The sequence below is a fragment of the Terrimonas pollutisoli genome (assembly GCF_029360765.1).
Classification (GTDB): domain Bacteria; phylum Bacteroidota; class Bacteroidia; order Chitinophagales; family Chitinophagaceae; genus Terrimonas_B; species Terrimonas_B pollutisoli.
The window spans coordinates 425271-451455 of the sequence record NZ_JARKNA010000002.1 but is presented as its reverse complement, the minus strand read 5'-3'; the positions used below and the strand labels follow the sequence as shown (position 1 = coordinate 451455).

Here is a 26185-nt window from a genome sequence, read left to right as displayed (position 1 = left end):
TCTATAATTTCCGGATCAGGTACAATCCATCCCGCAGCGTTATGATCATCTTGTCTATATCCGTTCTTTCCGCGATAAATTCATTAAAATCTTTTATGGCTTTGGCACTTTTGCCTTTTACTTCCTTTTCAATCACTTCGCCATGAAAGAAAATATTATCTGCTAAGATAAAACCGTTTTGCCGCACCTGTGGCAAAACAATCTTAAAATATTCCTTATATGAAACTTTATCAGCGTCAATAAATACTAAATCCCAGATTTCATTCATAAAAGGAACAATATCTAACGCATTTCCGGTATGTAAAATTATCTTTTCAGCAAAAAGGGAGCGATTGAAAAAAGCCTTAGCTGTAGCAGCATCCGGCTCTCTTAGCTCAATGGTATGTAATTGCCCGTCTTCAACGAGCCCCTTGGCGAGACAGAGAGCACTATAACCTGTAAAAGTGCCTATCTCTAAAATTCGCCTGGGCCTGATCATGCGGCTGATCATTTCCAGCAGTTTTCCCTGCAAGTGGCCGCTAAGCATATGATGCTCCCGGTGATTGGCAGCAGTGTATTCATTTATCTCTCTTAGTAAATCATCTTCGGCGGTTGAATACTTTTCTGCATATGCCTGGATGTCCGGATGTATAATATCCAAGGTAATTTTTTTGGCAAAGGTAAAATTCCTCGTTTAAAACAAACTTGCCAGCTTTCATACTACATAAAAATAGGGCTGATACTATTTATCAGCCCTATCCAGTCAATTTATTGGCAAATAAATTGAACTGCCATAATCTAAAGCGCTTCTAACGACAGTTCTTTCGCCTCCCTGGAAACCATCAGCAAGCCTATAAATGTCAATAATCCATTAATGATTAACAATTCGAGCCCCAGCTCGAAAGATCCAAAAATTTGCTTTTGAAACTTATCCAATATAAAACAGATAAGAGGTGATGCAACACAAATCAGGGGCACCCATTTATCAGCCACCTGTCTTTTAGTAATGATTCCAAAAGTAAACAGACCCAGCAACGGACCATAGGTATAAGCAGCGACTTTTAATATAACTCCAATCATGCTTGGATTATTTACTTTGTAAAACACCAACACAAAAAGCAGGAAAATAAAAGCCACTGTCAGGTGCACCCGCTGCCTGATCGATTTCTTTTGCTTATCGGTCCAGTCCTGTCTTCGCTGCATTCCCAATATATCGATACAAAAAGAAGAGGTCAAAGCTGTGATAGCTCCATCGGCACTAGGAAATAGTGCAGAGATAAGAGCGATAATAAAAATAACTGAAACAACAGGCGGCATGTGACGCAATGCCAACTCAGGAAACAATGCATCACCAGTGGCTGTCATATTTTGCTGACTTCCGTATAGATAAAGTAAACCGCCGAGAAACAGGAATAATAAAATGACCCCCACCATTATTCCTGATAAGGTGAGAATATTTTTTTGTGAGTCTTTTAGTGTTTTAACAGAAATAGTTTTCTGCATCATTTCCTGGTCCATACCCGTCATGGTAATCGTAATAAAAGCCCCAGCGAGTATTTGCTTTAAGAAAAACAGCTTACTATGCGGATCAGTAAAAAATATTTTTGAATATCCTTGTTCACCCAGGGCAGAAACAGCGGAGCCAAAACTCATATCCATTGCCTGTAAAATATAAATCACACAAACAATCAGCCCGATAAGCATAAAGCTGGTCTGTAATGTATCGGTAAACACAATGGTTTTTACGCCGCCCTCATACGTATAGATCAGGATCATGATCAAAATGATGAGCGTAGTGAGCCAAAACGGCACGCCAAAGCTTGAAAGAATGGCGTCCTGCAAAATTTTTACCACTAAATACAAACGTGCTGTGGCACCCAATGTACGGGACAATATAAAAAACGAAGCTCCTGTTTTGTAGGAGTAAAAACCTAATCGCTTACTCAGATAGTTATAAATTGATGTGAGATTAAGTTTGTAATACAAGGGTAACAACACATAAGCAATAGCCACATAACCGATCACATAACCAATTACAATTTGGAAATAGGCAAATGATTCCCTGCCTACACCTCCGGGCACACTTACAAATGTGACGCCTGAAAGCGAAGTGCCAATCATGCCAAAGGCTACCAGCATCCAGTTACTATTCCTGTTGCCAATAAAAAAAGACTCATTATTTGAATTACGGGAAGTGTACCAGGCTACGACGAGCAATAAAATAAAATATCCGATAACAAATGAAAACAACAAGCCTGCCGACATAATAATGTTTTAGTTAAATATTGTTTTTGCGATTACAGGGTTTTGAAGATAGCCAAATTTATATTCCCTTTGTGCAAATTAACATGATTATGGGCATTCGTTCACTTGCGGTTTTCTGCGGTTCAAAAATTGGAAAGAATCCTCTTTTTTCACAACACACTATTGAGCTCGGAAAATTAATGGCGGCTAATAGCATCACGTTGGTGTACGGTGGTGGCAATGTAGGCATCATGGGATTGATAGCCGACGTAGTGATGAATAACGGGGGAAAGGTAATCGGCGTCATTCCACAGGTATTGGTGGAATGGGAAAGGCAACACACTTCCATCACCGAATTATTCGTAGTAGACAATATGCATGCAAGAAAAAAGAAAATGTATGATCTCTGCGATGCCGCTGTTATTCTGCCCGGGGGCTTTGGCACACTGGATGAGCTTTTTGAAATGGTAACCTGGAATCAATTATCCATCCACGACAAGCTTATTTTCATTGTAAATTCCGATGGATTCTACAATCATTTAATAGCCCACATCAAACAAATGCAGGAAGAAAGTTTTTTATACGAAGAAGCGCAAAAGAGAATAATTGTAATTGATGCTCCTTCCGATCTTCTCAAACATATATAATTACCGCCCGTATCTCCCCTGGAATAAACCAATATTTACTCCTGCCCTGATAATCGGCGGCATCGTCACCCGTTGTGTTGATGGATCATTGGGATCATACTTCACGTTGACATAAGGGGAGTTTGTGTTTTTCAACACATCAAATAGCAGGGAAATATAATAAAATGTATTGGAGCCTGGCTCCCGTCCCTGGGCGAAGCCTGCACCCAATAATAAGGAACTTACATCTGTCTTTAGTTTATCGCTGATATAATTTACGCTTCCCGGCCGCGGAATATATTTTAATGTAATAAAGTTGTGCTCAAACTGGCCCTGTACAAAAAGAAATTTCACCGGGTATAAACGGGTAAATACACCGGGGCCAACAACAGTCTGTCTTATTTTATCATCAAACTCATAATAATCCCGCTGCCCGTTATAAAGAAAGTTTAAAGCAAGACCTGCATCTGCCCAATCACTCAGCTTATAACCAAACACCGGGTTAGCGCCAAGTACAGTTTGCCCATTGAAAAAAGATAAGGTGATACTACCTCCCGTAAATAAATTTTCTTTCTTAAATCCTTTTTCATCTGCTTCATCATCCTGCGCCCAGGCCGACAGCACACTGAAGCAAAGACAGAAAAGAAAAAAGCCAATCTTTTTCATATACTTATTTGTTATTGTTTTTTCTGTCAAACATTCTCCCAACTTCCCAACTCTCAATAGAACTTACGAAGTTGTTTATTGATCAACGAAAGACCGATTCGTTTAGTTTGCCTGAGTTACTATTTGTAAAATCTTTAGCATATTCAAACGACATGTTAACAGCAGGCCAGGCGGGAATATGATGCTCAGAAAAAAAACTTTACGCATCAAATATTTTACCAGCGTTTAAGATATTATTCGGGTCAAATATTTTCTTTATTCCCTGCATCAACTTCAACTGGGTATCATTAAATACAATATCCATGTATTGTTTTTGAATAAGGCCAATACCGTGTTCTCCGCTGATGGTTCCACCTAAACTTTTTACCAGTTCAAATAATGCCCGCAGGCTTTTTGTCATCTCAGCATCGCCATAGCTATTCGGTGTTCCTTCTTTACGAATCCGGATATGCAGGTTACCGTCACCGGCGTGACCATAACAAACAGCATGAAATCCATGTTCAACACCTAAGGCTTTTACACCTTTAACCAATGCAGGCAATTCAGCTCTTGGAACCACAGCATCTTCTTCAATAGTATAGCCGGCGATCTTTACAGCTTCAGCCGTGCGTCTTCTGAGTTTCCACAGCTCTGCTTTTTGCTGTGCATCATCTGCAAAAAACACCTCGCCACCTTCATATTGCACCATTAGTTCGGCTATCTGCTCCATCTCACTCATCAGCACGTCCATATTATTGCCATCTACTTCAATGATCAGATGAGCGGCAATATCATCGGTAACGGGAACAGCATAACTATCTACCATTTTACTGGTAATTTTCAATGCATCGATTTCCACCAACTCCAAAGCACTGGGTGTAAACCCGGCACGGAAAATAGCACTGACTGCTTCACTTGCTTTTTCCAAAGAAGCAAAAGGCACCAGCATCAGCAGGTCATATTTCGGTAGCGGAATTAATTTCAAAACGATCTTCGTTACAATACCCAATGTTCCTTCACTGCCGACTATCAACTGCGTAAGATTATAACCGGTAGAATCTTTCAACACATTAGCACCGGTCCACATTATTTCACCCGAGGGCAATACGATTTCCAGGTTCAATACATAATCTTTCACCACACCATATTTCACCGCCTTAGGTCCACCACTGTTTTCAGCGATATTTCCGCCGATAAAACAGGAGCCGCGACTGCTCGGATCAGGAGGATAAAACAAACCCTTTTCCTTTACTGCATCCTGCAGCGTTTCAGTGATAACGCCCGGCTCTGTTGTCACCTGTAAATTCCTTTCATCAATATGCAGGATGGAATTCATTCTCTCCGTTGACAATAACACACCACCCAAATGAGGTAACGCTCCGCCGCTTAAGCCCGTGCCAGCGCCACGGGGTGTAACAGGAATTCTATCCCGGTTACAGATCTTCATAATTGCACTTATTTCCTCCGTAGTGAGTGGCTTGATCACCACTTCGGGCAGGTAACTAAGTTCTTCGGTTTCGTCGTGAGAATAATGCCGTAGAGATTCTTCGTCTACAAAAACAGCTGATTCACCAGAGATTTTCTTAAAAAGTTCGATATGTTCTGAAGTAAGAGTCGCCTTCACTGCAGGTTCGCTCATTGTTAGATCCATGATGCTGTAAAAATCGGAAAAAAAATAGAACCACGATTAACAAGATTAATAGGGATTATTCGGAAATATAATTATTTGAAATGCCTTTGGGGAAGGATAACTGTCCACCAAATCCGTCAAATCCTAAAAATCGTGGTTCTTTCTCAATACGTCTTAAACGACGGGCACATCGACTCTCTTCGATTACCCTTGTAACGATCAAATACACCCTGTTTGATCAGGGAAAATTCGAAAGCCCCTCTCGTATTATTGTAATTTTTAAGTGTTGATACCGTAGCGTCGTAAGTGAACGTAAAATTAAAGTCTTTATATCCAAGCCCAACCATCGGGATGACTGCATCCGTACTTCTATAATAGAGACCGGCAATCAAAACATTCTGGCCATCACCCGACAAATTATAATGAGCATTGGCGCCTAGCAACCATTCATACGATTTTGCTTGCAACGAGAAATAAGAATTCGGGTTTACGATCCATTGATCGTTCAACTTAAAACTTCCATTGATAAATGCTGTGTGCCGAACAGGTATCCTGTTATCTACTCCGGGCTCCTGGTTAAAAAAAGACTCCCTCGGCCGATTGATATGTGCAGTAGAAAACCCTACATTGAAATAGGTATTATCATCCGGAAAGTAGGCGTAGTTCATCCCCGCCTGTATATCCAGGTAGTTGATATTATTAGTGGCCAGTGCTACACTGGTAGGAAGATGACCATCAAAAAAATGTCCGTCGAACTGATCGGGGAACTTTAAATTGGTCACGTTGATCTGCTTATTTGCCAGGCCTACATTGAAACCCAGGCTTAACAAGCTTCCGAGGTTTAGCATTTGGTGATAAGCAACGGAGCCATATAATTTGGTTGATGTCAGATTACCACTTCCTGCAACATCCCGCAATATCAGGCCTCCTACGCCTAACCAACCATCATTGTTTTCATTCTGCAAAATTTGTACATCACCAAAAGCACTCATGGTTTTATAGGGTATAGACATGATCGACGACCACTGGTTACGATAATTTACACCCAGGCGATAATCTCCTTCAGGCATAAACCCTGTATTGGCAGGATTGGTCGCCAGTGGTGAATTCATAAACTGAGAAAAATGAAGATCCTGTGAAAAAGTACAAGGAGTAAGACACAAGGCACAAGATACAAGACACAAGGCTCTTGTTATAAGCGGCACTATTTTTTTAAAAGACTCCATAATTCTTTTCCTCCTTTTTCTCTTCTGAGTTTATCGAAGAATAACTCTTAACTATCTTATCGCTTTTACCCTTTCTCTTTTTTACCTCTTAGCTCTATCTTATTAACGTTATATCGCCTTTTCGGGTTGTTTTTGTGCCGTCGAAAAACTCAACATCAAGCGTATAGGCATAAACATCCATAGGCTGTATTGCACCTTTTACCCTGCCATCCCATCCTTCCAGGCGATTATTTGTTTCAAATACTTTCTGTCCCCAGCGGTTCCAGATGATGAACCGCATTTTTGCAATACCAAACCCTCTCACATGTACTTTACTATTGATGTCATTGCTATTCGGCGTAAACGCATTGGGTACATCTAATGCGGGAACTACAATTGTGGTAACCGGCATACATAAAGTATCGGGACAACCAACCGAATTATAAGCAATCAAACAGGCATTAAAGGTCCCCGTGGAATTATATTGATGTTCTATAGTCGCCCTGGAAGTAGTGAATAATGTATCGCCGTCGCCAAACAGCCATTTAAAGCTAACGGCATTGGGCGAAGACAGGTTGGTAAATACGTTGGGTGTATTTTCTACCGGTACCGTCGGCGTGTAACTGAAATTAGCGGTGGGCTTATCGGAGACTACAATGGTTTGTGAAAAATCGTCTGTTTTGTTACAGGTATTCGGATCATTAGCTATCAGGCGAACGGTATATGTTCCCGGTGTTGCGTAGAAGTGTGAAGGATTTGCAAGCGTCGAAGTATTGTCTGCGCCGGATGCCGGATCGCCAAAATCCCATTGAAAACTTTGTCCGCCAATAGATGTGTTGGTGAATACCGCTGTAAAAGGAGCACAAAGCGCAGGTGGCGTTTGAAAGCTTGCTTCCACATTGGCAGCAACACTTACTACTGTATCCAATACATCCGGGTTATTACAATAGGCCGAATCATTCAGCATAAGTTTAACGGTGTAGGAACCTACTGCAGGGAAAGTGTGGACAATGCTGTTTAAACCAGCCACTACCTGTGGACTGCCATCACCAAAATCCCAAATAAAAGATGAATCGGTAAAAGGTCTTATTGGTAAGGTGGTTGAAAGATTATTAAACTGGTAATCGAAAGCAGTACAGGCACCTGTTTTTCCAAAACTCAATTCGAGATTTGCCTTCAGGTCACCCACTTTAATATTCATGTAAGTGGTGTCACGAACATTGCAACTGGAAGGATCGATAGCGATTAGTCTTACACGATAAGTGCCTACGTTGGCAAACGTATGATTTTGGGTATAGCCGGTGACAGCCGGCAACGGTCCTACATCAGGTGTTCCGTCGCCAAAATTCCAGATATATTCTTTAGCATTTCGGACAAGATCGGTAAAAGTGACATCCAATGGAAAACATCCCGCGGTATCATTTGGCACACCACCAATAGCTGATTGCAGTTTTGCACCAACACCGGCAAGATTAAAGGCAATCTTTATCATTCCAAGATTACAATTGCTTTGAGCACCGGGCTTACCTGTAGACCATGCGCCGGGAGTAGTAGGAAATATGGCGCCGCCACTGCAATTCGCACAAACTCCCTGGTAGATCACACCATTCACGTCAAAACGACTGGTACCACCATCGACATGATCCGCAAAACCTCCGTTCTGCCCAAAAAAACTTCCGTAAAGTTGTTCGGTCGCATCCCGCTTTAATACAAAAAAATAAAAGTCTTTACCGTCAGTTGATTTCTGCAATGCATCTGCAGTGATCGGAAGGCCAACTGTTCCCGCACTCGGGTAAGATCTGGCCCAGTCGTTGTCGGCAAGGGTGCCCCAACCCGAAACATACACGTTTTCACAGCGGTCAACGAGAAAAGCTGTTGGGGAAATATTGGGCCTGGCCGATTGAGTGCCGAATGTGGTGGAATAAACAAAAGCTGAAAGATCGGGTTGCAGCTTACAGATAAATTGTTTGGAGCTACCATTATTATAAACAGCATTGATGATAGGCCAGGTTCCATTGGTTTGTCCCATCACATAGGGGAATCCATTCCTGTCGAATTGGATACCATACACCTGGTCTATTTTATCTGTGCCGATATAGGTCGATCTGATAAGGTTACCACCGCCGTTTGCCACCTGTGCTACAAAGCCATCAATATCTCCTTTCGGACCTGTGCCAACTGTGCCAGCATTCGGTCCTGGAAAATTAGCGCTATGTGTTCCCCCGGCAACATAAATATCTCCTGTCGGTCCAAGAGCAAGCACATAAGCCGCATCATTACCATCACCTCCCAGGTAGCTCGAAAATAAATTAGTCGTAAGGGTAGAGTTGAATTTTAAAACAACTCCATCCTGGTTACCACCACCAAAGGTTTGTTGGAAGGCACCAGCAGTAGTTGGAAATCTTGTAGCTGCGTTATCACTTTTAGATTGAGTACTGGAAGCAAGATAGATATTTCCGCCTGCGTCCAATATCACCTCGCTGCGTCCATCATCACCATAGTTCTGTTGCAGGTCGGATGAGCCCCGGCGACCGGGTGTAATATTTACTCCGTCGTCAGCTCCGCCACCAATCATCCGGGAACCAATTAAACCTGTTCCAGTAGCATTGAGTTTGGTGAGAATAATGTCATATCCCCCACCCGATCCGACTGTAGGGCCCGTCACCGGATAATTATCATCTGCAGAACCGCCTGACGAATTGGATCGACCGGCTATTATCAAATTACCTTGCGGATCTACTACAAGACTATGTGGCTGTTCATTTTTATAGCCACCGATATAAGTAGCATATAACCTGTTTCCTCCGTTGGATGATAATTTGATAATGCTAATATCACATGGCTCCAAATCATCTCTCATTCCACCCTGGAACACGGTTTGGAAAGCTCCGGTCGATACAGGCCAGGTATTGCCGCCAAAAACAATACCGCCGCCATAAAAACTTCCATCAGGACCATAAGTAGCAGTGAAGCCCCAATTGTTGGCAGTACTTCCGGCAAATGAACAAAATAATAATGTTGGGTCTATTACCAGGGTGGCCGAAGGGTCACGTCCTTTTACATCAAACTTTACCATTCCATCCTTTACAACATATTTGCAGTTTACATCAGACCGGTCTTTACCTTTTGATTGATAAGTGTAAGGATAGGACTCTTTCAAATCGCCGACTGACGTGCTTACAATTAACTCTTTATTTTTTACACTCAGTTTATCAGCGCCCTGATATCGCAATGCGATTTTACTGATATCAGCACCCGGCTTTGCGATGATGTCGTATTTCAGATTGCCATTGTAAGTATAATAGCGCACATCAACGTTTGGATAAACTTCCTGCAAGGTAATGGCCTGGAAGATGCGGCATCCTGTCGCCCATTTAGAAGCATCATTTCCGATAAAGTAATTATTATAAGTAGGCATAAACTTATCAGGTACCACCTTCATATTAGGAGAGGCTCCGACAAAGTCAACATTGTAAGCATGAGAACGTAGAACTATTTTATCAGCTTGTCTTGCCAAAGTCCCGGGAGGCCGGGTATCCGAATTATTATGTCGCTCAGTTAATGCCTGGAAATTAGCGTAGTCTTCTTTATTATGTTGCAGAATGGTAAAGCCTTTTTCTGTAACAAAAACAGCACCTGCGTAAACGTCCCCTTTAAATTTTATACGTTTATCCCACTGACCTTTGTTTTCAACAAATTCAATGTTACTATAATCCTGGGAAAAAACAGGAAGGGTGGAAGCAAATAGTGCCGTAAAAAATAGTAAAGACTTTAGGGACGTCATTCTGTTATTAAATTAGTTCAAATTTCTGGTAAAAGACCTGAAAACTTATGTTAAGAATAGGACAGACCTCAAGTCTTTTAATTAATTCAATTGCAGGTTTTGGTAAAGGAAGTTCGAACCGGAGTTTTAGGTATGGATCAGTGGTAATTCACTCGTAACATTACGATATTTTACTCCAGGCCATCTTTCCGGCCTCACCTAACCTCTCCAAATGAGAGGAACTACACACAGCCCTATCCTTTCGAAGATTCCTATTTATCAATAAAATTTTTTATAGCAGTAATTTTTTGGTAGTTATTCAGGAAATCTTACTCCAGGCGATCTTTCCTTTCTGGTGTTGCAGGAAATTTTTTAAGCGCAAATTCTCTGCCGAATTAAGGTCAGGATCATTGTCGATGATGGTTGAAACCATTGACTTTGCCAGTTCCAATAACGACCGATCCTGTACAATATTGGCCAGTTTGAAATTTAGCATTCCACTTTGCCGGGTTCCCTCGATATCACCCGGGCCTCTTAGCTCCATATCTTTTTCGGCAATCTCAAAACCATTGCTGGTAGCCGTTAGTATTTTGATTCGTTCACGGGCATCATTACCTAATTTGGACCCGGATAAAAGAATACAATAACTTTTTTCGGCGCCCCTTCCTACCCGGCCCCGCAATTGGTGGAGTTGTGATAAACCGAACTTCTCTGTGCTTTCAATTACCATTACACTGGCATTGGGTACATTCACGCCAACCTCTATCACCGTTGTCGAAACCATGATCTGTGTATCACCTTCGACAAATCGTTTCATATTTACTTCCTTTTGTTCAGCCGGTTGACGACCATGCACCATGCTGATCCAATATTTTGGTTCGGGGAAATAGCCTTTCACTATCTCATACCCTTTCATCAAATCTTCGTAATCCAGTTTCTCACTTTCCTCTATCAACGGGAAGATGATATAAATCTGCCGGCCTTTATCAATCTCGGCTCTCAAAAAATCCATTACCCGGCTACGCTGCGACTCGTAACGATGAACAGTCACGACGGGTTGCCTGCCCGGCGGCAATTCATCGATCACACTATAATCTAAGTCGCCGTAGGCCGTCATAGCCAGGGTCCGCGGGATAGGCGTCGCCGTCATCACCAATACATGAGGGGGCACTTCGGCTTTTTCCCAAAGCCTGGCCCTTTGAGCCACACCAAATTTGTGTTGCTCATCCACGATGACGATACCCAGTTTTTGAAACTGAACCACATCTTCAATTACGGCGTGGGTACCAATTAAGATTTGTAATGAACCATCGAGCAATTGATTTAGGATTTCCTTACGACTCTTTGTCCTGGTAGAACCGGTGAGCAAATCAACTGATACAGGTAATTCTTTTAATAACTCCTTTATCGAGGTAAAATGCTGCTTAGCTAATATTTCTGTCGGCGCCATCAGGCAGGCCTGGAAGCCATTGTCGATAGCCAGCAACATCGTTAATAATGCCACCATTGTTTTTCCGCTTCCGACATCTCCTTGCAATAATCGGTTCATCTGCTTGCCGGTGGCCGTATCCGCCCTTATTTCTTTTATCACTCGCTTTTGCGCCCCGGTCAACTCGAACGGTAAATATTTTTTGTAGAACTCATTAAAATGCTCACCCACCTTATCAAAAACAACGCCCCGGGAAAACCGATGGCGGGCGGATCGTAACAAATTCAGCCGCATCTGTGCCACGAACAACTCTTCAAACTTCAATCGCTTAACGGCTTCATTGTACAAAGCCGGTGTAGCAGGAAAATGTATTTGCCGGTAAGCCTCAATTCGCTTCAGAAGTTTGAGACTAGTTAATATGGAGTCGGGCAAATTTTCCGGCAAATCTCTTTCGTGAAGCTGGGCCAGCAGCATTTGTGTCAGCTTTCCTATTTGCCTTCCACCCAGCCCCCTGGCTCTCAATTTTTCAGTGGTTGGATAAACAGGTTCAGCAAAACTTTTACCTTCTTTTTTTTCAGGCGACCATAATTCAATTTCCGGATGAACGATCTGTACTGAGTTTTGAAAAAAGCTAACCCGCCCATACACCAGGTAGGATTGACCGGGAACCAGGGTCTTCTGCACCCAATTGATTCCCTGGAACCAGACAAGCTCCAGGGTGCCTGTTTTATCCCTGAGATAAGCTACCAATCTTTTGGCCCTTTTATCGCCAACTACCTCTACATCCTGCAGGTTACCGGCTACCTGTATATATTCCGTTTGAGGTGTGATGTCACTGATGAGATTGACCTTTGTTTTATCAACATGCCGAAAAGGGAAATGCTCCAGTAAATCCTGGAAGGTAAAAATCAAAAGCTCCTTTTTTAATAATTCAGCCCGCTGAGGGCCAACACCTTTCAGGTATTCAATGGGGCTCGATAATATTGAAGACACCGACGAAATACGAAATATTTTCAGGCAAAAATAGCCGAAAGAACGAATGCTTGAGCAAGCAATGCAGTCATAGTTCCATTCAAAAACATGATGCACTCTCCTGACTTTCAACTATTTTCTGATTAGGTGCCTCATTTCTTTTTGAAAGATAGAACAACCGATTTAGCTTGTTATATAAAAAATCAGCATTGATACACAATAAAAAACAAGTTGCGTTTTTTTAAAATGCAATTTATTTTTGCCGCCAGAGAACCAATAAACCAGGAAACCAAGTCATTAATGAGAAGCCATACCTATCTGTTGCAGACCTCCCTGCAACTGAACGATTTCAAATTCGCTTTTTTATGCCTCATCTCGGCCTTCGTCATAACACTTTTGACCATTCCGCCTATTATTCACCTGATCAATCGTTACAAACTTTACGATCATCCCAACGATAGGAAAGAACATTTGGAGCCTGTTCCTACTATGGGCGGCATTGCTATTGTTGCGGGTATGGTGACAGCGCTTTTGTTATGGTTCCCGTTTAAGCATGATATCCGGCAAATCTGTTTTTTCTTCTCTATTGTTACCCTTTTTGGATTGGGTATTATGGATGACCTGAAAGATCTTTCCGCAAAATACAAGTTCATCATCCAAATAGCACTGGCAACGCTGATTGCGGTATCCGGAATCCGTATTAATTCCTTCGGTGGCCTTTTTGGAATATATGAATTGCCTCTTTCGGCTCAATATACATTTACTATCCTTGCCATCGTGGGCATTACCAATGCATTTAATTTAATTGATGGTATTGATGGCCTTGCCGGTGGACTTTCGTTTATGAGCCTGGTTACGTTGGGCCTGTTTCTAACAATAAGCGGGGACACCAGCACGGCCTTGATTGCTTTTGCATTGGCAGGTGGAATCCTCGGCTTTCTATATTTCAATTTTAATCCCGCCCGGATTTTTATGGGCGATACCGGCTCGTTGGTAATTGGATTTGTGATAGCGGTTCTTTGTATTCAATTGATGCGAATAAATATTTTGTTACCACAACCTGTGCTATCACATGCCCCCATGTTTGTGTTGGGACTCGTGTTGATACCGGTGTTTGACACCATACGGGTATTTGCCTCCCGCATCTGGAAAGGAAAATCTCCATTTGTAGCCGATAAAACGCATATCCATCACCTGCTTACCAACCAGGGTTTTAGCCATGTGTTTGCGATCAGAGTTATCTATTTTGTTCATGCAGTGGTATTGATCGAAGCGTATTTATTACAGTCACTGCGCCCGGAATGGACGCTACTACTGGCTTTCACATTTATGATAGCGGTGACCCTTGGTTTAAAGAAAATAAGGGCAATCCTTCCAATTACGATTGGAGCAGACAACTCACTTTTTGAAAAGAAAGCTGACCAATTATAATTTGAAAAAAATTTTCTTTTTAGACAACCAATAGTATAAAGGTTGGTATAATTTAATTTATCTTAAATACTTAGAACAAAAAAGGGCCGATAAGAATAAAGGCCCGTTGCTAATAACTAGCTGCTATTAAAGAAACTCTTACTGTATTACCATTTTATTTTTCATTGTATATCTATTACCATATTGAGTTTATTATATCCCGTGGTTTCTTCCCATACGTTTTCGTTTGCGAGCCGTATAGCATACCCGGCTCTGTTAGCGATGGAAGCATACTTGTCCGGCATATAAAGAAACAATTCATACCTGCCTTTTGGCATTGCTGCATCGGTATCAATAACGACATCCAATTTCACCCGGCCCGGGTACCACTTCCTCGGATCATCAGGAAGAGAATAGACAAACTCCTTTCTATCAGTACTACGGAAAATAATTTTGACAGGTCGCTCATTGTAAAGTGATGCGTAACCTTTGTTCTCCAACTGCAGTGAAAACTTAAATTGCTTTCCCGCCCCGACGGAACTGGCCGGAAACAACCCTTTTTGCAAAACAAACCTGTAGCCAAGATTTTTTTTAATGTTATCCATGCACCCACCGGTCTCCCAATCGTTGTTGACATTATTATTATATGCACTGTTGAGATAGCTGTAATTCATTTTCCGCATTTCTGTTTGCGCCTGCCCCGCATTTTCACAATCATTATAAGGACTGTAAGTATCATCGCAGGTTTCGCCACCGACAACCACATATTTGTTATCCTCCTCTGCATACTTCCTTAACACAGTATTAGCTGATTGACGGGGTGAAGAATTGTTGCCGTAATCATCGTAAGTGCCATAATCATCCGTACTGGATAAAAAGCAATCATTGTGTAAACCAATACGAGCTTTATAAGTACCGCTGAAAGCTTCTGCACCAGTAAGCGGAGCAACGTTTGTCGATGCGTTTATACCGTAGATCATACGCTGTTTCAATTGCGGAAAGCGAACCTGTACCATCCGATCAGCCGGAAGAGCATCCAGCAAAGCTTTTAATATTTCCAGCCTGTCATTCCAATTGTTGTCCAGCAATTTTCCCTGAGCATTTTGTGAGGCATCTCCAAAATGATCGGTATAATAATTTTCACCCCAGGTTCCAATGAAGCCCATTTGCAGGCAAGCTATCACATCAGCATTTTCCTGCAAGATTGGTTTAAGCTGTGCAATATGCTGGAGCATGATTGATTTAGATGCATCGCCATACGGTGGGCAATTAAATCCTTCGGGACAGTTGCCGGCGTGTGCAGTAACACTATAAGTAAATCTTGGGATCAACTTTACACCTGCCTGTCTGGCTATTGAAAAATCTGCTTTGATCTTATCCAGTAATTCAGCAGGCAATGGTCTATCAGTTAATCCATCCAAGACGATATAGCGGAACACCAATGTGCTATAAATTTTATAATTACCGCCGTCCGCTTGCTGCAATGTTCGCCAGTTTTTCAACAGGTTGAGATCAAGCGATGAATAAGCAGATGCTTTGGTTTCAGAATAACGGTAAAAACCGCGTTCGGGATTGGCAAAATCGGCACTGCTTTCTATATAGGTTATTGTATCAACTTTTGCCGGCGTATAGATCGCTGGCGGCTCTACCTTGTTACAGCAAATAGTAATAAAAGATGCGCTGATAAGCAAAGAGCAACCTGCGATACAGGTTAGTAGATCATTTTTCATTAATAACACTTATGAATTGAAGCTTAAGGATACGCCTGGTGGTTTCACTAAACGAATCACTCAAAAATGACAGAAGATTTTATCGCAAATAAATGTCCATCTACTCGTTCATATCCAGGTAAAACGCTGGTGCGCCGACTCCGGGGAATACCCCGAGTAAGGCGCTCCAGTCATTTTTTGTAATAGTTACACCGAGCCTAATTCCTTTGCCAATCAGTCCTTTGATCTTTGCTCTTTTTATCCGTCCTTCTACTTTCATAATGTTACCCTCCTGCTTTATTGTCCCGATCTCGTAAAACTCACTGATAGTTTGATAATCGAAGGTGAAACTGTTTTGTGCTCCTTTATGATAAAAAACATCAAACCAGTCATTGAGCATGGCTCCTTCCAGCAATACATCGTTTCCAGCCCCGGAAAAAAGCCAGGTAACCAGTCCCGTGGAAGCAGCATTGTCCGTATCGAGATAAAAATCGAAGATGTCACCGTTTGTTTTTGAAGACTCAATTTCAAAATAGAAATAAATGTTCTCGCTGTTGTAATCAAACTTTCCCTTTTTGAAAATGCCATTGGATGCAGGAGGCGTTGCAACGTTGTAAGCAACGGTATCCCAGTCAGCAAGGGAATTATCATCCAGCTCTACGGCTGACGCTTTGGAAATATTTATGACTGTAGATCCTTCACTTACTACGCCATCGCCGGTGGTCGCATAGAGCGTTGGCACATATTTCCCTTTACCTGGATAAGCATGCACAGGACTTGCTTCAGTTGACGAGCTGCCATCGCCAAAATCCCATTTATAAGAAACAGCTCCTTTAGTTTGGTTTTGAAATGTTACCGTATATCCATCAAGACTCACAGTATAAAAAATATCAGCTTCCGGCTTTGCCACATCTTTCTTACAGGAAGCGAAAAATAAGACCACCAGCAGAAAAGATATGGAGGCAATATATTTTGAGGTGTTCATTTTTGTGTGTTTAATGTTTAGAAATGTTCAGTACCCGGTTTCAGCTATTGATTTTGCGTACATAGTTTGTTGGTCTGTATCTCGTCGACGGGTATATAATAAATGATCCTTGGATCAGTTGGTGGAATCAACATGTTTTGATAGCCCGAAGGAGATTTTGACAAATCAATATCTGTTTCCTTCAACCCGTTTAAATGATAACCCCAATAGGTTTTATTCATACTCCGTTTGTTCCGGTAAACATCGTATGCCCGGTGGCCCTCGAAAGCCAGTTCAAGACGCCTTTCTTTCAGCACCACATCTAACAAACTAAAACCAGCCGGCACCTGCTGATTATATAATGAAGAAGATAAACCGCGGTTTTTCCGGATCATGTCCACATCATCCAAAGCCGCCGTTATATTATTTAGCCTCGCATTAGCCTCGGCCCGGTTCAAATACATTTCTGCCAGTCGAAACAAAATAGGTGAGCTCAATGTGGGACTTCCACCCTGGAAAGAAAACTTGGTGATATAATACGTTTCAATGCCATTCTTTTTTACAATATTGCCATTGGCATCTTTCAGTGGAACAATTTGCGACCAGCGCACATCTTCCGGATGACTTTGCATTGTGTCACGTAATGAAGAAGAAGCAAACTCTTCGCCCCAGCCGGAATTACCGTCGGAATAAATCATTGAGGCGATAGATCCGAACTTACCATAATCTTCAGCAGCAGTAAAGGCAATGCAAAAAATGGTTTCAGTACTGCCCGTTGCATTGGCGTACATCGAAGGGAATGTTGCCTCAGTGGCCAATGTGAACCTGCCTGAATTGATCACTTTAGTTGCATACTCTACTGTTTTCTGATTATCCTCTTTATACAAATACACTCTTGACAGTAATGCCCAGGCGGCTTCCCTGGAAGCATACTGTACACCACGAGGCTGGTTCATAAGTGTTGCCGCCTTTTCTGCATCAGCAATGACTGCATCGTACACCTGCTGTACAGTAGATCTTGGCTTGAGTGATGGATCGCTGGTCGAGGTTCTTAGGATCACACCTTCGGCATTGGGATCCTGTGTAATCGGTTTTGCATAAATGCGAACAAGATTGAAGTGACATAATGCCCGCAGAAAATAACACTCCCCCAGCAACTGCTGCATGGCCGGATCAGGATTGGCATTTTTTTCTACCGCTTCAATAACGGTATTGACATCATTAATGATTTTGTAAGAGATATACCAGAAATAGCGGGTATTGGTTTGTGTCGGTGTATGATCCGTAGTAAAACTATAAAACAACGGATCGGTTGTTACCTGTGCGCAAACAATATCATCACTGGCAAAATCCGATAACTGGAAATATTGGCGCAGGTACATCAGGTTATCATCGCTGGTACCATTGAAAGGAACATGATCTTTGAACAGGGCGTAGGCGCCATGCACAGCATTAGCTAATCCTTGCGGTGTACTGGTCAATATTTCCGTGCTGATAGCATCGCTGGGCGTTACATCCTTGATGCAACCGGTTCCAAACAGGCTGATAAAACAGATTATACTAAATATCTTGCGTGTCATTGTAGTAATTTTTAAAACCTGAAATTGATGTTGAACAAAAACTGGCGATTGTTGGGATATTTGAAATCCGAAACACCAGGCGTAACATATATTCCGGGAGTAATGGTTGTTTGTGGATCCTGGCCAAGGAATTTAGTGAAGGTGTACACATTGTCAGCAGAGAGTGAAATTATCACCCCATCTACCTTCAATTTTCGAAGAACAGCCTGGCCAAATTGATAGGCCAGTGTTACGTTCCGGATCGAAAGATAACTTCCATCTTTCAGGTAACGGGTTGAGGTTTCTGTCGAGTTCGCCGAGTTTTGCGGACTTGGGTTTGAGGCTATATCGCCCGGTTGTGACCAAATGCTATATTCCTTTGGCAACACTATTTGATTCAGGTAAGGTTCGCTGCCATCATTCATCACAAAACGAAGATTGTTGCTAAACACTTTATTGCCCGACAAGAAATAAGCATTGACACTTAACGATAAATTTTTGTATTGGAAACGATTGGTGATACCACCCTGGAACTTGGGAAGCGCAGAACCTGATTCCTGGAAAGTTGCCTCGGCATAATTGGATGTAGCTTCAGTCGCCGTTGTATTTCCCTGGGCATCCTTCGTTACTTTTTCCCAAAGCGGTGCACCCGTTTGTGGGTCCACACCTACCCATTGTGGCATATAAAATTCATACAGGTTACCGCCATTCCGGTATATCTGTGAAATGGCCCATGAACCGGTACGGATTATTTCGCCGGGAAGTTTCTGCAGTTTATTCTTGTTAAAATTGATATTAAAATCAGTTGTCCATTCAAAATTTCCTGTGCGAATATTTGTAGTGTTCAATCCAATTTCAATTCCTTTATTTACTATCTCTCCGATATTCTCCCAACGTTGTTCAAAACCTACTGACAATGGTTGTGACACCTGCAGCAACAGGTCTTTCGTGACGTTATTGTACACGTCCACCGTAAGATTGATGCGTTTAAACAAACCGATATCAACGCCTGCATTCACCTGGTACTTGCTTTCCCAGGTAAGATTTGGATTAGGCAACTGCAAAGGAGTGGCTGCTGCCTGTGAATTATATTGGCTCGACAAAGAATATAATCCCAGGTATCTTGAAGCACCAATATCTTGCGTACCAGTCACTCCGTAGCTGGCTCTTAGTTTCAAATTATCCACCACACGTTTGCTGGCAAAAAAAGACTCATTGCTTACCTGCCATGCGGCAGAAATTGACGGGAAAGATGCATACCGTTTATCCGAAGGGAAATTAGAAGACCCATCCACCCTGTAAGATCCCGTTAGAAAATATTTATTGCGAAACCCGTAGTTAACCTGTGAAATAAAAGAATGGATGGATGACTGATCATTATAACCATTGACCAGGATATTATTGGATACTACATTCAATGCACCAAGACCAAGGGGCAATCCTCTTCCCGATCCACCGATCACTTCTGTCTTGCTGCCTTCAAACGCAACACCGGCCAAACCACTGATACTGTGTTCAGATTTTGTGACATTAAACTTGAGTAAATTATTGGAAATACCACCATAACTCAATGTACCCAACTCATCCAAATACCCCGTACCATGAAATTGACCAGCAACCAGCGGCGAAAAGAAATTGGTGCCTTTGTTATAACCTGCAGCTACCCTGTTGGTACTGGAAAAAGTCAGCCATTTGGTGATAACGATATTAAGATTGGCATCGTAATTAACATCAAAGCCCTTGTATTTATGATCAGAATTCCTGATGGTGTGTATGGGATTTACCTTATCTCTCGACCACCACTTGAAAGCTGAATTACCATCAACATACCTTGCATTGACGGCGCTATCATATGGATTATCCCAGGGCAAATTCAAATACGCATAATAAATATCCATGTAATCATAGCTGTTGCCGGTAGAACCACTCAGGTTGATATTGTTGGAAAGACTGATCCGGTTATTAAAACGATAAGTGGAATTAGCTCTTAAATTAACCCGCTGAAATCTTGTTTTTAAAAATGTCCCTTTTTCATTGTAATAAGAAAGACCAAGATAATAATCCGCTTTCTCCGTCTTGCCAGCCACAGAAAAATAAGAGTTCTGCATGTAAGCAGGTTTGAAAATAGTGGTGAGCCAGTTATTGTTTTGACCGGCTAATTCCCTTGGTCTTTCCCCATAAAATTTTAACAGGTCGATCTTATATGAATTATCAGAAGCACCTGGAATATAATCCCTATAAAATTGTTTGTGGTAATTGTAAAGCTCCGATCCATTCATCATATCCATTTCACCAAAGTCAGGAACACGTACGCCATTAACCACTTTCACATCGAACCTTATCTTATTTGTTTGTGCTTTTTTGGTAGTGATAATGATCACTCCGGCATTAGCCTGTGATCCATACATGGCTGTAGCACCTGCATCTTTCAGCACCGTTACACTTTCGACATCATTCGGATCGTAATTGCCACCAATGATACCATCCACAACAAACAATGGGGATTGAGTCGCATTCACTGAAGAAATTCCCCGCAGCCGTATTTCCGGGGCAGCACCTGGCACTCCCGAACTATTGACTACCTGCAAACCAGCTACTTTTCCCTGCAGCATGGTACCAATATTATTTGCGGTTACATCTTTTAATTTTTCTGCAGATATAACGGTAATAGCGCTGGTGAGCTCACTTCTTTTTTTATTGCTATAGCCAACCAATACCACTTCATCGATATTGCCTTCTGTTCTCTTTAAAACAATTTTCAAAACCCGGGTTTGTGAAACGCGGCTTTCCAGCGCTTCAAAACCTATATATGAGATAACAAGGACGCTATTGGCATCAGGCACTTGCAAGGAGAAACTTCCATTGACATCTGTAGCAGTTCCTTTATCAGACCCTTTTATTTTCACTGATGCATCGGGCAATGGCTTGCCGTTTTCATCCATGACTACGCCTCTTATCTCTATCGGCGGCGTTGGAGGCCCCGGATCACCGGGTATTAATTCAACCGGCCTGGGTTTTACAATAATGGCGCCGCCATCAATGATGTAATTCAACTTTTCATTACGCAAACAAATAGCCAGCACTTCACCGACAGGCATATCCTGAACTTTGATGGTGACTTTGCCGGCTTTTTCCAGCAGTTGCTCTTCCACCAGGATGTTGAGACCTGTTTGCTTTTGAATTTCTTTGAAGACTTGTTTTAACGGAGCATTTTTTACAGATAAACTAACCGTTTGCCCGTTGGTTCGGGCGGCCATTTGTAAGCAGGCTGCCAGCAAGAGAATGGCTGTTAGTTTCATAATACGCAGCAGTTTTTGAAATGGATACCGGGCATCCCTACGGCTATACCCGGCAATTGTGGTCAATTGCATACTTTTGCAGTGTTTGGGTTTACGAAAAAGGTTTAGCGACCTATTTTATTTATTGGCCCGGACTCACCAGGGGTGGGCTCAATCACTCCTGGTTTTTTTGGCCCTTACTTCTTTAACCTGATTGTACGATCAATTTTTTTCCCTCGATCCTGAAATGAACATCATTTGCTTTCAACAGGGTCAACACATTGGCCAGCGAACTACTCCTGCTAACGATACCAAAAAATTTACGGGGTTTCAGTTCTCCTTCGATTACTATTTCTACATCATACCATCGGGCAAACTGGCGCAGAATAGAAGAAATATCTGCCTTTTCAAAGTGAAAATTGCCTTCTTTCCAGGCGATCACTTCATCCAGGTTTACATTCTTCACAAGGTTCAAATTACCATCCGCTTCTAGCTGCGACTGCTGACCCGGCGCAAGCAATAAACTCCTGTTGTCTTTTATAACTTTTACAGCACCTTCGATAAGGGTGGTATTGATGGTGGCTTCGTCGCCATAGGAATTAATATCGAAATGGGTTCCCAACACCTCTACGGTCATGTCGTTTACTTTCACCCGGAATGGCTTTGATTTGTCTTTGGCTACTTCGAAATAAGCTTCTCCGGATATTTCCACCGATCTTTCATTAGCAGCAAACGAAGCTGGGAAACGAATAGAAGAAGATGCATTCAACCAAACCTTTGACCCATCCGCTAATATCAACTGGTATGATTCACCACGGGCGGTTGAAAGCGTATTATAGATGACCTCGTCGGGCCTTCCCTTATCAGGATTATAAACTAAATGACCGTTTTTGTTAATGATTGTTGTATTACCCTGGCTGGCAAGTTGACCGGCACTGGCACTATCCAGTACAATTTTTTCACCATTGGCTAATGTCAAAAGTGCTTTATAACGACCGGCGGCTACATCGCTTTGTTGTTCAACTGCGGGCTTCTCCCCTGATAATGGCTGCTTTTGTGGATCATTATCAAATAGTGTAAATCTCAACACCAGCCCTAACCCAACCAATACAAGGAATGCCGCTGCAACAGACAACGGGTTAAACTTATCTCGTCTTTCACGAATGTTAATCACGGGTGGCTGCTGAATATTTTTTAATAACTCTTTTCTTATTCGTTCACTCATTGCAGGATCAACCGCTGCGTCCTGGTCAGCAAACCCCTTAAATTCTTCCTTCATCTTCTGTAGCAAAGGCCGGTTAGAGCCATCTTCCTGCAGATAATTCATTAGTTCCGTGGCTTCATCCGGGCTTATCTCACTTTTAACCCATTTATCCAATAATTGCTGGTAATATTGTTCGTTCCTGGTCATTGTTAAACCTGTTGGCACTTTTTATATATGTATTATCCTAAAAAAGAAATACAGGGTGGGTTGTTTCAAAAAAAAGTCTAAAAAAAAATTCCGGGTTAGCAGAAAGCAGTGGCACTAAAGTATTTCCAGGGAAAGCAGCATCACCAATGTGATGTCTCCGTGGCGGGAAAAATATTCTTTAATCGACTTAACGGCCATCACCATATGCTCCTTGACGGTGTTGCGGGATATGCCGAGTTCGGTCGCGACTTCATCATAGGTTTTGCCTTGCTGGCGGCACAATTCGAACACTTTTCTCCGCTGCGTTGGTAATTGACCGACTGCCATTTTCAACAAGGCCTCATATTGTTGCCACCTGACCCGGGTATCCGTGTCTTCTACCGTATTAGCAAGTGCCAACATGGCTCTCATCCGCAAATCTTCATCCGCTGCAATTTTCTTTAGTTGTTTGAAAACATGATTGCGGCTGATGCGATAGAGGTAGGCGCTAAAGGAAAGCTCAGGATTAATGCGCTCCCTGATCTCCCATATTTTTATAAAAACATCCTGCAGGGCGTCTTCGGCCAGTTGCGGGATTTTGACAAACCGGCTAACATATATATACAACGCGGGATGGTAATGCTGATACAATTGCATATATGCATCGGTATCTCCCGATTTTAATCGCCATAACAAGTCAGCCTCATCCTGCAACACGATGGTGTTATTGTTTGGCTAAAAATAATAATTTATTAATAAGAAACAGGCGGGGAAATAATCAGCATTCAATAATGACTATAGATGACACAAGTAACGATCATTGCCGGTTTATCGCCCGGTACTTTTTTGGCGACATGCCGATAACGGTTCTGAATCTCTTGGAGAAATAATACGGATCGTCAAATCCCATACTGAAAGCAATGTCTTTTATGGAACGGTTAGTGAAGTCGAGATGCTGGCAAGCCTTCTGCATTTTCATCTGGACAAAATAATCGATCGGCGCATAGCCTGTTTTTTGCTTGAATAAATTTGAGAAACGGGAGACAGAGTAATTGTATTGCCGGCTCAGATCATTCAGCAATATATTATCATTGATATGCTCCTGCATAAAGAGAATGGCACTGTCCACGCAATCTACCTGGCCCGTAGCAGCCGTTTCATAGTGCCGGGAGTTATAAATAAACAAGGTAAGAAACTGGGACAGGCACATATTGGTGAAAAGCAGGTTGTCGATACTATATCCCAGCTCCAGTGTTTTATAGATCTTGGAAAACAACGCGACGATGTCACCATTGTTCTTAATGTAAAAAGGCTTGAAATGCTGTTGTACTACCTGCATTTTATTGAGCTCCGGCAATGAGTCACCGCCAAAATGAATCCAGTAAATGCTCCAGGGGTGGTCCGTGCTGCTCCCATAAGCATGCTCTGTGTTCTGTGGTAAAATAAAAAATTCATTAGGGCTTACCTCGTATTTTTGGTTGCCTACCTGGAACCAGCCATGTCCGTCCACGCAATAAAAAAGAAAATTTTCGGGCAGCCCTTTTTTCCGGTAGGTATAATGATCTTTGGCTTTCGGATAATAGCCAATCGAACAAATATGAAGATGCTTTAATAGCAGGTTCGATTGTACCCTTGTTTTTAGAATGGTTTTAGGTATCTCAATTCGCTGCCGGCCCACACCATACCAAATATTTTTATGCGAGCCTTCTTTATTCTCTTTCTCTTTCATTGCAAACAAACCGGGTTAAGCTGGTAAATTACTTAAGTTTTATGAACAACGCATCCTGTCAACAGTATAGGACAGTTGAATTGTAAAAACATTTATTTTAGTTAAAAAATCACAATGATTGCTTTCAAACGCCATTCCGCTGCAGCTGTATTAGTTGCTATGTTTTTATTCCTGGCTAATAGTTTGTTCGCCACCATTACCCTGCCCTCCTTCTTTGGTGATAATATGGTGTTGCAACAAAAAACTGATGCAGCTATCTGGGGCTGGGCCCGGCCAGGCAGCCTAGTAACTATCAAGCCTTCCTGGAGCAAAAAAAGCTATTCAATAAAAGCCGGCGCCGATGGCAAGTGGAAAATAAAAATACAAACCCCTGTAGCCGGCGGGCCTTATCAATTGACCATTTCCGATGGCAGCCCAGTTACATTAAAAAATATCCTTGTCGGTGAAGTTTGGTTTTGCAGCGGGCAATCGAATATGGAAATGCCAATGAAAGGATTCAGGGATCAACCTATCCTTGGTTCAAATGATGCTGTATTTCATTCTGCCAACAATCAACTTCGCATCTACACAGTACCCCGTGCTATCGAAAGATTGGCAAAAGACACCACCAAAACCTCTTTTTGGAAAGAAGCGTCTCCGGAAGACATCAGCAACTTTTCAGCTACGGCTTATTATTTTGGAAGACTGTTGCAACAGCAATTGAAAGTACCCGTGGCATTGATCCACGACAGCTATGGCGGATCTCCTGCGGAAGCATTTATGAGTGCAGAATCCTTGAAAGAATTTCCTGAAATAGCCATTCCTTCCTCAACCGGCACAGAAAAACTGACCAATAAAAATGCGACTACTTTATACAACGGGATGATTCATCCCATCATGGGCTATACCATTAAAGGCTGTATCTGGTACCAGGGCGAAAGCAACCAAGGCCAGCCCGATCAATACGAAAAATTATTCCCGGCGATGATCGCGTTGTGGCGAAAAGAATGGGGACAGAATGAATTTCCTTTTTACTATGCGCAAATAGCTCCTTACAACTATTCGCAATTTCCTGCGGCTACACGTACTGAAAAATTAAACTCGGCTTACCTGAGAGATGCACAGCGTAAAGCATTGAGTAAAATACCAGCCAGTGGTATGGTGGTGTTGATGGATAATGGCGAGGAAACAAATATTCACCCGGCGAACAAAGAAATCGTTGGAAAACGTTTTGCTTATTTAGCTCTTGGCGATACCTATCAATTCAAAGGTTTTGCCTATCAAAGCCCATCTTTTGATTCACTGCTTATCAATGGAAATACCGCTACCATTAAATTCAAAAATGCGCCTAATGGCCTCACCAGTTTTGGCAAGCCGCTCACCCAATTTGAAATTGCCGGCTCCGATAAGCGGTTTTATCCTGCCACTGCTATCATTCGCAATGGAACCATACAGGTATCGCATCCATTGGTGACAAGCCCCGTGGCAGTACGTTATGCTTTCAAAGATTTTATTATTGGCGAATTATTCAGCACCGAAGGGTTACCCGCTTCTTCATTCAGAACGGATGATTGGTAGCAGGGTTAGCGGACACGCTAAATACTACTAATATCATATCAACCTAAAGTTGCCGGTTTAATATTCGACAAAATAAAGCTGACTTATTACCAGACT

The 26185-nt window shown here is 42.2% G+C and carries 17 protein-coding genes; 3 read left to right on the top strand and 14 right to left on the bottom strand.

Features of this window, described 5'->3' with window-relative positions; translation table 11 throughout:
• Nucleotide 1 precedes the first annotated feature (1 nt).
• A complete protein-coding gene (locus P2W73_RS05805; RefSeq protein WP_276501057.1) occupies nt 2-640 on the bottom strand; it encodes an O-methyltransferase in 639 nt (212 codons plus the stop codon).
• Nucleotides 641-777: 137 nt separating this feature from the next.
• Entirely contained in the window at nt 778-2244 is a 1467-nt protein-coding gene (locus tag P2W73_RS05800; RefSeq protein WP_276501056.1) for a sodium:solute symporter, read from the bottom strand.
• 89 nt (nt 2245-2333) lie between these two features.
• Between P2W73_RS05800 and P2W73_RS05795 the strand changes: the two genes are divergently transcribed.
• Nucleotides 2334-2870, top strand: a complete 537-nt coding sequence (locus P2W73_RS05795) for an LOG family protein (protein WP_276501054.1) — start codon at nt 2334-2336, stop codon at nt 2868-2870.
• On the opposite strand, the gene P2W73_RS05790 is transcribed toward P2W73_RS05795, so the two are convergent.
• The 5 genes from P2W73_RS05790 to recG all read right to left on the bottom strand — a co-directional run bounded on the left by P2W73_RS05790 (nt 2871) and on the right by recG (nt 12514).
• Nucleotides 2871-3515: a hypothetical protein gene (locus P2W73_RS05790; RefSeq protein WP_276501053.1), complete on the bottom strand. Its 645-nt coding sequence runs from the start codon at nt 3513-3515 to the stop codon at nt 2871-2873.
• 199 nt (nt 3516-3714) lie between these two features.
• Nucleotides 3715-5133 carry an FAD-binding oxidoreductase gene (locus tag P2W73_RS05785; protein ID WP_276501052.1) on the bottom strand — a complete coding sequence of 473 codons (1419 nt, stop codon included), beginning with the start codon at nt 5131-5133 and terminating at the stop codon, nt 3715-3717.
• Nucleotides 5134-5288: 155 nt separating this feature from the next.
• Nucleotides 5289-6350, bottom strand: coding sequence for a PorP/SprF family type IX secretion system membrane protein (locus P2W73_RS05780; RefSeq protein WP_276501051.1), 1062 nt, complete (start codon nt 6348-6350; stop codon nt 5289-5291).
• 94 nt (nt 6351-6444) lie between these two features.
• On the bottom strand, nt 6445-10113 hold the full coding sequence (locus P2W73_RS05775) for a DUF7948 domain-containing protein (RefSeq protein ID WP_276501050.1): 3669 nt from the start codon (nt 10111-10113) through the stop codon (nt 6445-6447).
• A 298-nt stretch (nt 10114-10411) separates the two neighbouring features.
• A complete protein-coding gene (gene recG / locus P2W73_RS05770) occupies nt 10412-12514 on the bottom strand; it encodes an ATP-dependent DNA helicase RecG (RefSeq protein ID WP_276501049.1) in 2103 nt (700 codons plus the stop codon).
• 279 nt (nt 12515-12793) lie between these two features.
• Here recG and P2W73_RS05765 point away from each other — a divergent pair, with 279 nt between their 5' ends.
• On the top strand, nt 12794-13924 hold the full coding sequence (locus P2W73_RS05765) for a glycosyltransferase family 4 protein (protein ID WP_276501048.1): 1131 nt from the start codon (nt 12794-12796) through the stop codon (nt 13922-13924).
• A 161-nt stretch (nt 13925-14085) separates the two neighbouring features.
• On the opposite strand, the gene P2W73_RS05760 is transcribed toward P2W73_RS05765, so the two are convergent.
• The 7 genes from P2W73_RS05760 to P2W73_RS05730 all read right to left on the bottom strand — a co-directional run bounded on the left by P2W73_RS05760 (nt 14086) and on the right by P2W73_RS05730 (nt 24532).
• Nucleotides 14086-15633, bottom strand: a complete 1548-nt coding sequence (locus tag P2W73_RS05760) for a DUF4832 domain-containing protein (protein ID WP_276501047.1) — start codon at nt 15631-15633, stop codon at nt 14086-14088.
• 100 nt (nt 15634-15733) lie between these two features.
• Complete coding sequence (locus P2W73_RS05755) at nt 15734-16597, bottom strand: PKD domain-containing protein (RefSeq protein ID WP_276501046.1); 864 nt, start codon at nt 16595-16597, stop codon at nt 15734-15736.
• A 44-nt stretch (nt 16598-16641) separates the two neighbouring features.
• On the bottom strand, nt 16642-18156 hold the full coding sequence (locus P2W73_RS05750) for a RagB/SusD family nutrient uptake outer membrane protein (protein ID WP_276501045.1): 1515 nt from the start codon (nt 18154-18156) through the stop codon (nt 16642-16644).
• Nucleotides 18157-18167: 11 nt separating this feature from the next.
• Nucleotides 18168-21506, bottom strand: a complete 3339-nt coding sequence (locus P2W73_RS05745) for a SusC/RagA family TonB-linked outer membrane protein (protein WP_276501044.1) — start codon at nt 21504-21506, stop codon at nt 18168-18170.
• Nucleotides 21507-21618: 112 nt separating this feature from the next.
• Entirely contained in the window at nt 21619-22824 is a 1206-nt protein-coding gene (locus tag P2W73_RS05740; RefSeq protein WP_276501043.1) for a FecR family protein, read from the bottom strand.
• A 114-nt stretch (nt 22825-22938) separates the two neighbouring features.
• Complete coding sequence (locus tag P2W73_RS05735) at nt 22939-23520, bottom strand: RNA polymerase sigma factor (protein WP_276501042.1); 582 nt, start codon at nt 23518-23520, stop codon at nt 22939-22941.
• 100 nt (nt 23521-23620) lie between these two features.
• A complete protein-coding gene (locus tag P2W73_RS05730; RefSeq protein ID WP_276501041.1) occupies nt 23621-24532 on the bottom strand; it encodes an AraC family transcriptional regulator in 912 nt (303 codons plus the stop codon).
• Nucleotides 24533-24646: 114 nt separating this feature from the next.
• Between P2W73_RS05730 and P2W73_RS05725 the strand changes: the two genes are divergently transcribed.
• Nucleotides 24647-26089 carry a sialate O-acetylesterase gene (locus tag P2W73_RS05725; protein ID WP_276501040.1) on the top strand — a complete coding sequence of 481 codons (1443 nt, stop codon included), beginning with the start codon at nt 24647-24649 and terminating at the stop codon, nt 26087-26089.
• Nucleotides 26090-26185: the final 96 nt, after the last annotated feature.

Coding starts and splice junctions, on each gene's coding strand:
- P2W73_RS05755 (WP_276501046.1), bottom strand. CDS start 16,597: ATGAACACCTCAAAATATATTGCCTCCATATCTTTTCTGCTGGTGGTC.
- P2W73_RS05795 (WP_276501054.1), top strand. CDS start 2,334: ATGGGCATTCGTTCACTTGCGGTTTTCTGCGGTTCAAAAATTGGAAAG.
- P2W73_RS05730 (WP_276501041.1), bottom strand. CDS start 24,532: ATGAAAGAGAAAGAGAATAAAGAAGGCTCGCATAAAAATATTTGGTAT.
- P2W73_RS05765 (WP_276501048.1), top strand. CDS start 12,794: ATGAGAAGCCATACCTATCTGTTGCAGACCTCCCTGCAACTGAACGAT.
- P2W73_RS05780 (WP_276501051.1), bottom strand. CDS start 6,350: ATGGAGTCTTTTAAAAAAATAGTGCCGCTTATAACAAGAGCCTTGTGT.
- P2W73_RS05800 (WP_276501056.1), bottom strand. CDS start 2,244: ATGTCGGCAGGCTTGTTGTTTTCATTTGTTATCGGATATTTTATTTTA.
- P2W73_RS05725 (WP_276501040.1), top strand. CDS start 24,647: ATGATTGCTTTCAAACGCCATTCCGCTGCAGCTGTATTAGTTGCTATG.
- P2W73_RS05785 (WP_276501052.1), bottom strand. CDS start 5,133: ATGAGCGAACCTGCAGTGAAGGCGACTCTTACTTCAGAACATATCGAA.
- P2W73_RS05740 (WP_276501043.1), bottom strand. CDS start 22,824: ATGACCAGGAACGAACAATATTACCAGCAATTATTGGATAAATGGGTT.
- P2W73_RS05750 (WP_276501045.1), bottom strand. CDS start 18,156: ATGACACGCAAGATATTTAGTATAATCTGTTTTATCAGCCTGTTTGGA.
- P2W73_RS05745 (WP_276501044.1), bottom strand. CDS start 21,506: ATGCAATTGACCACAATTGCCGGGTATAGCCGTAGGGATGCCCGGTAT.
- P2W73_RS05790 (WP_276501053.1), bottom strand. CDS start 3,515: ATGAAAAAGATTGGCTTTTTTCTTTTCTGTCTTTGCTTCAGTGTGCTG.
- P2W73_RS05760 (WP_276501047.1), bottom strand. CDS start 15,633: ATGAAAAATGATCTACTAACCTGTATCGCAGGTTGCTCTTTGCTTATC.
- P2W73_RS05775 (WP_276501050.1), bottom strand. CDS start 10,113: ATGACGTCCCTAAAGTCTTTACTATTTTTTACGGCACTATTTGCTTCC.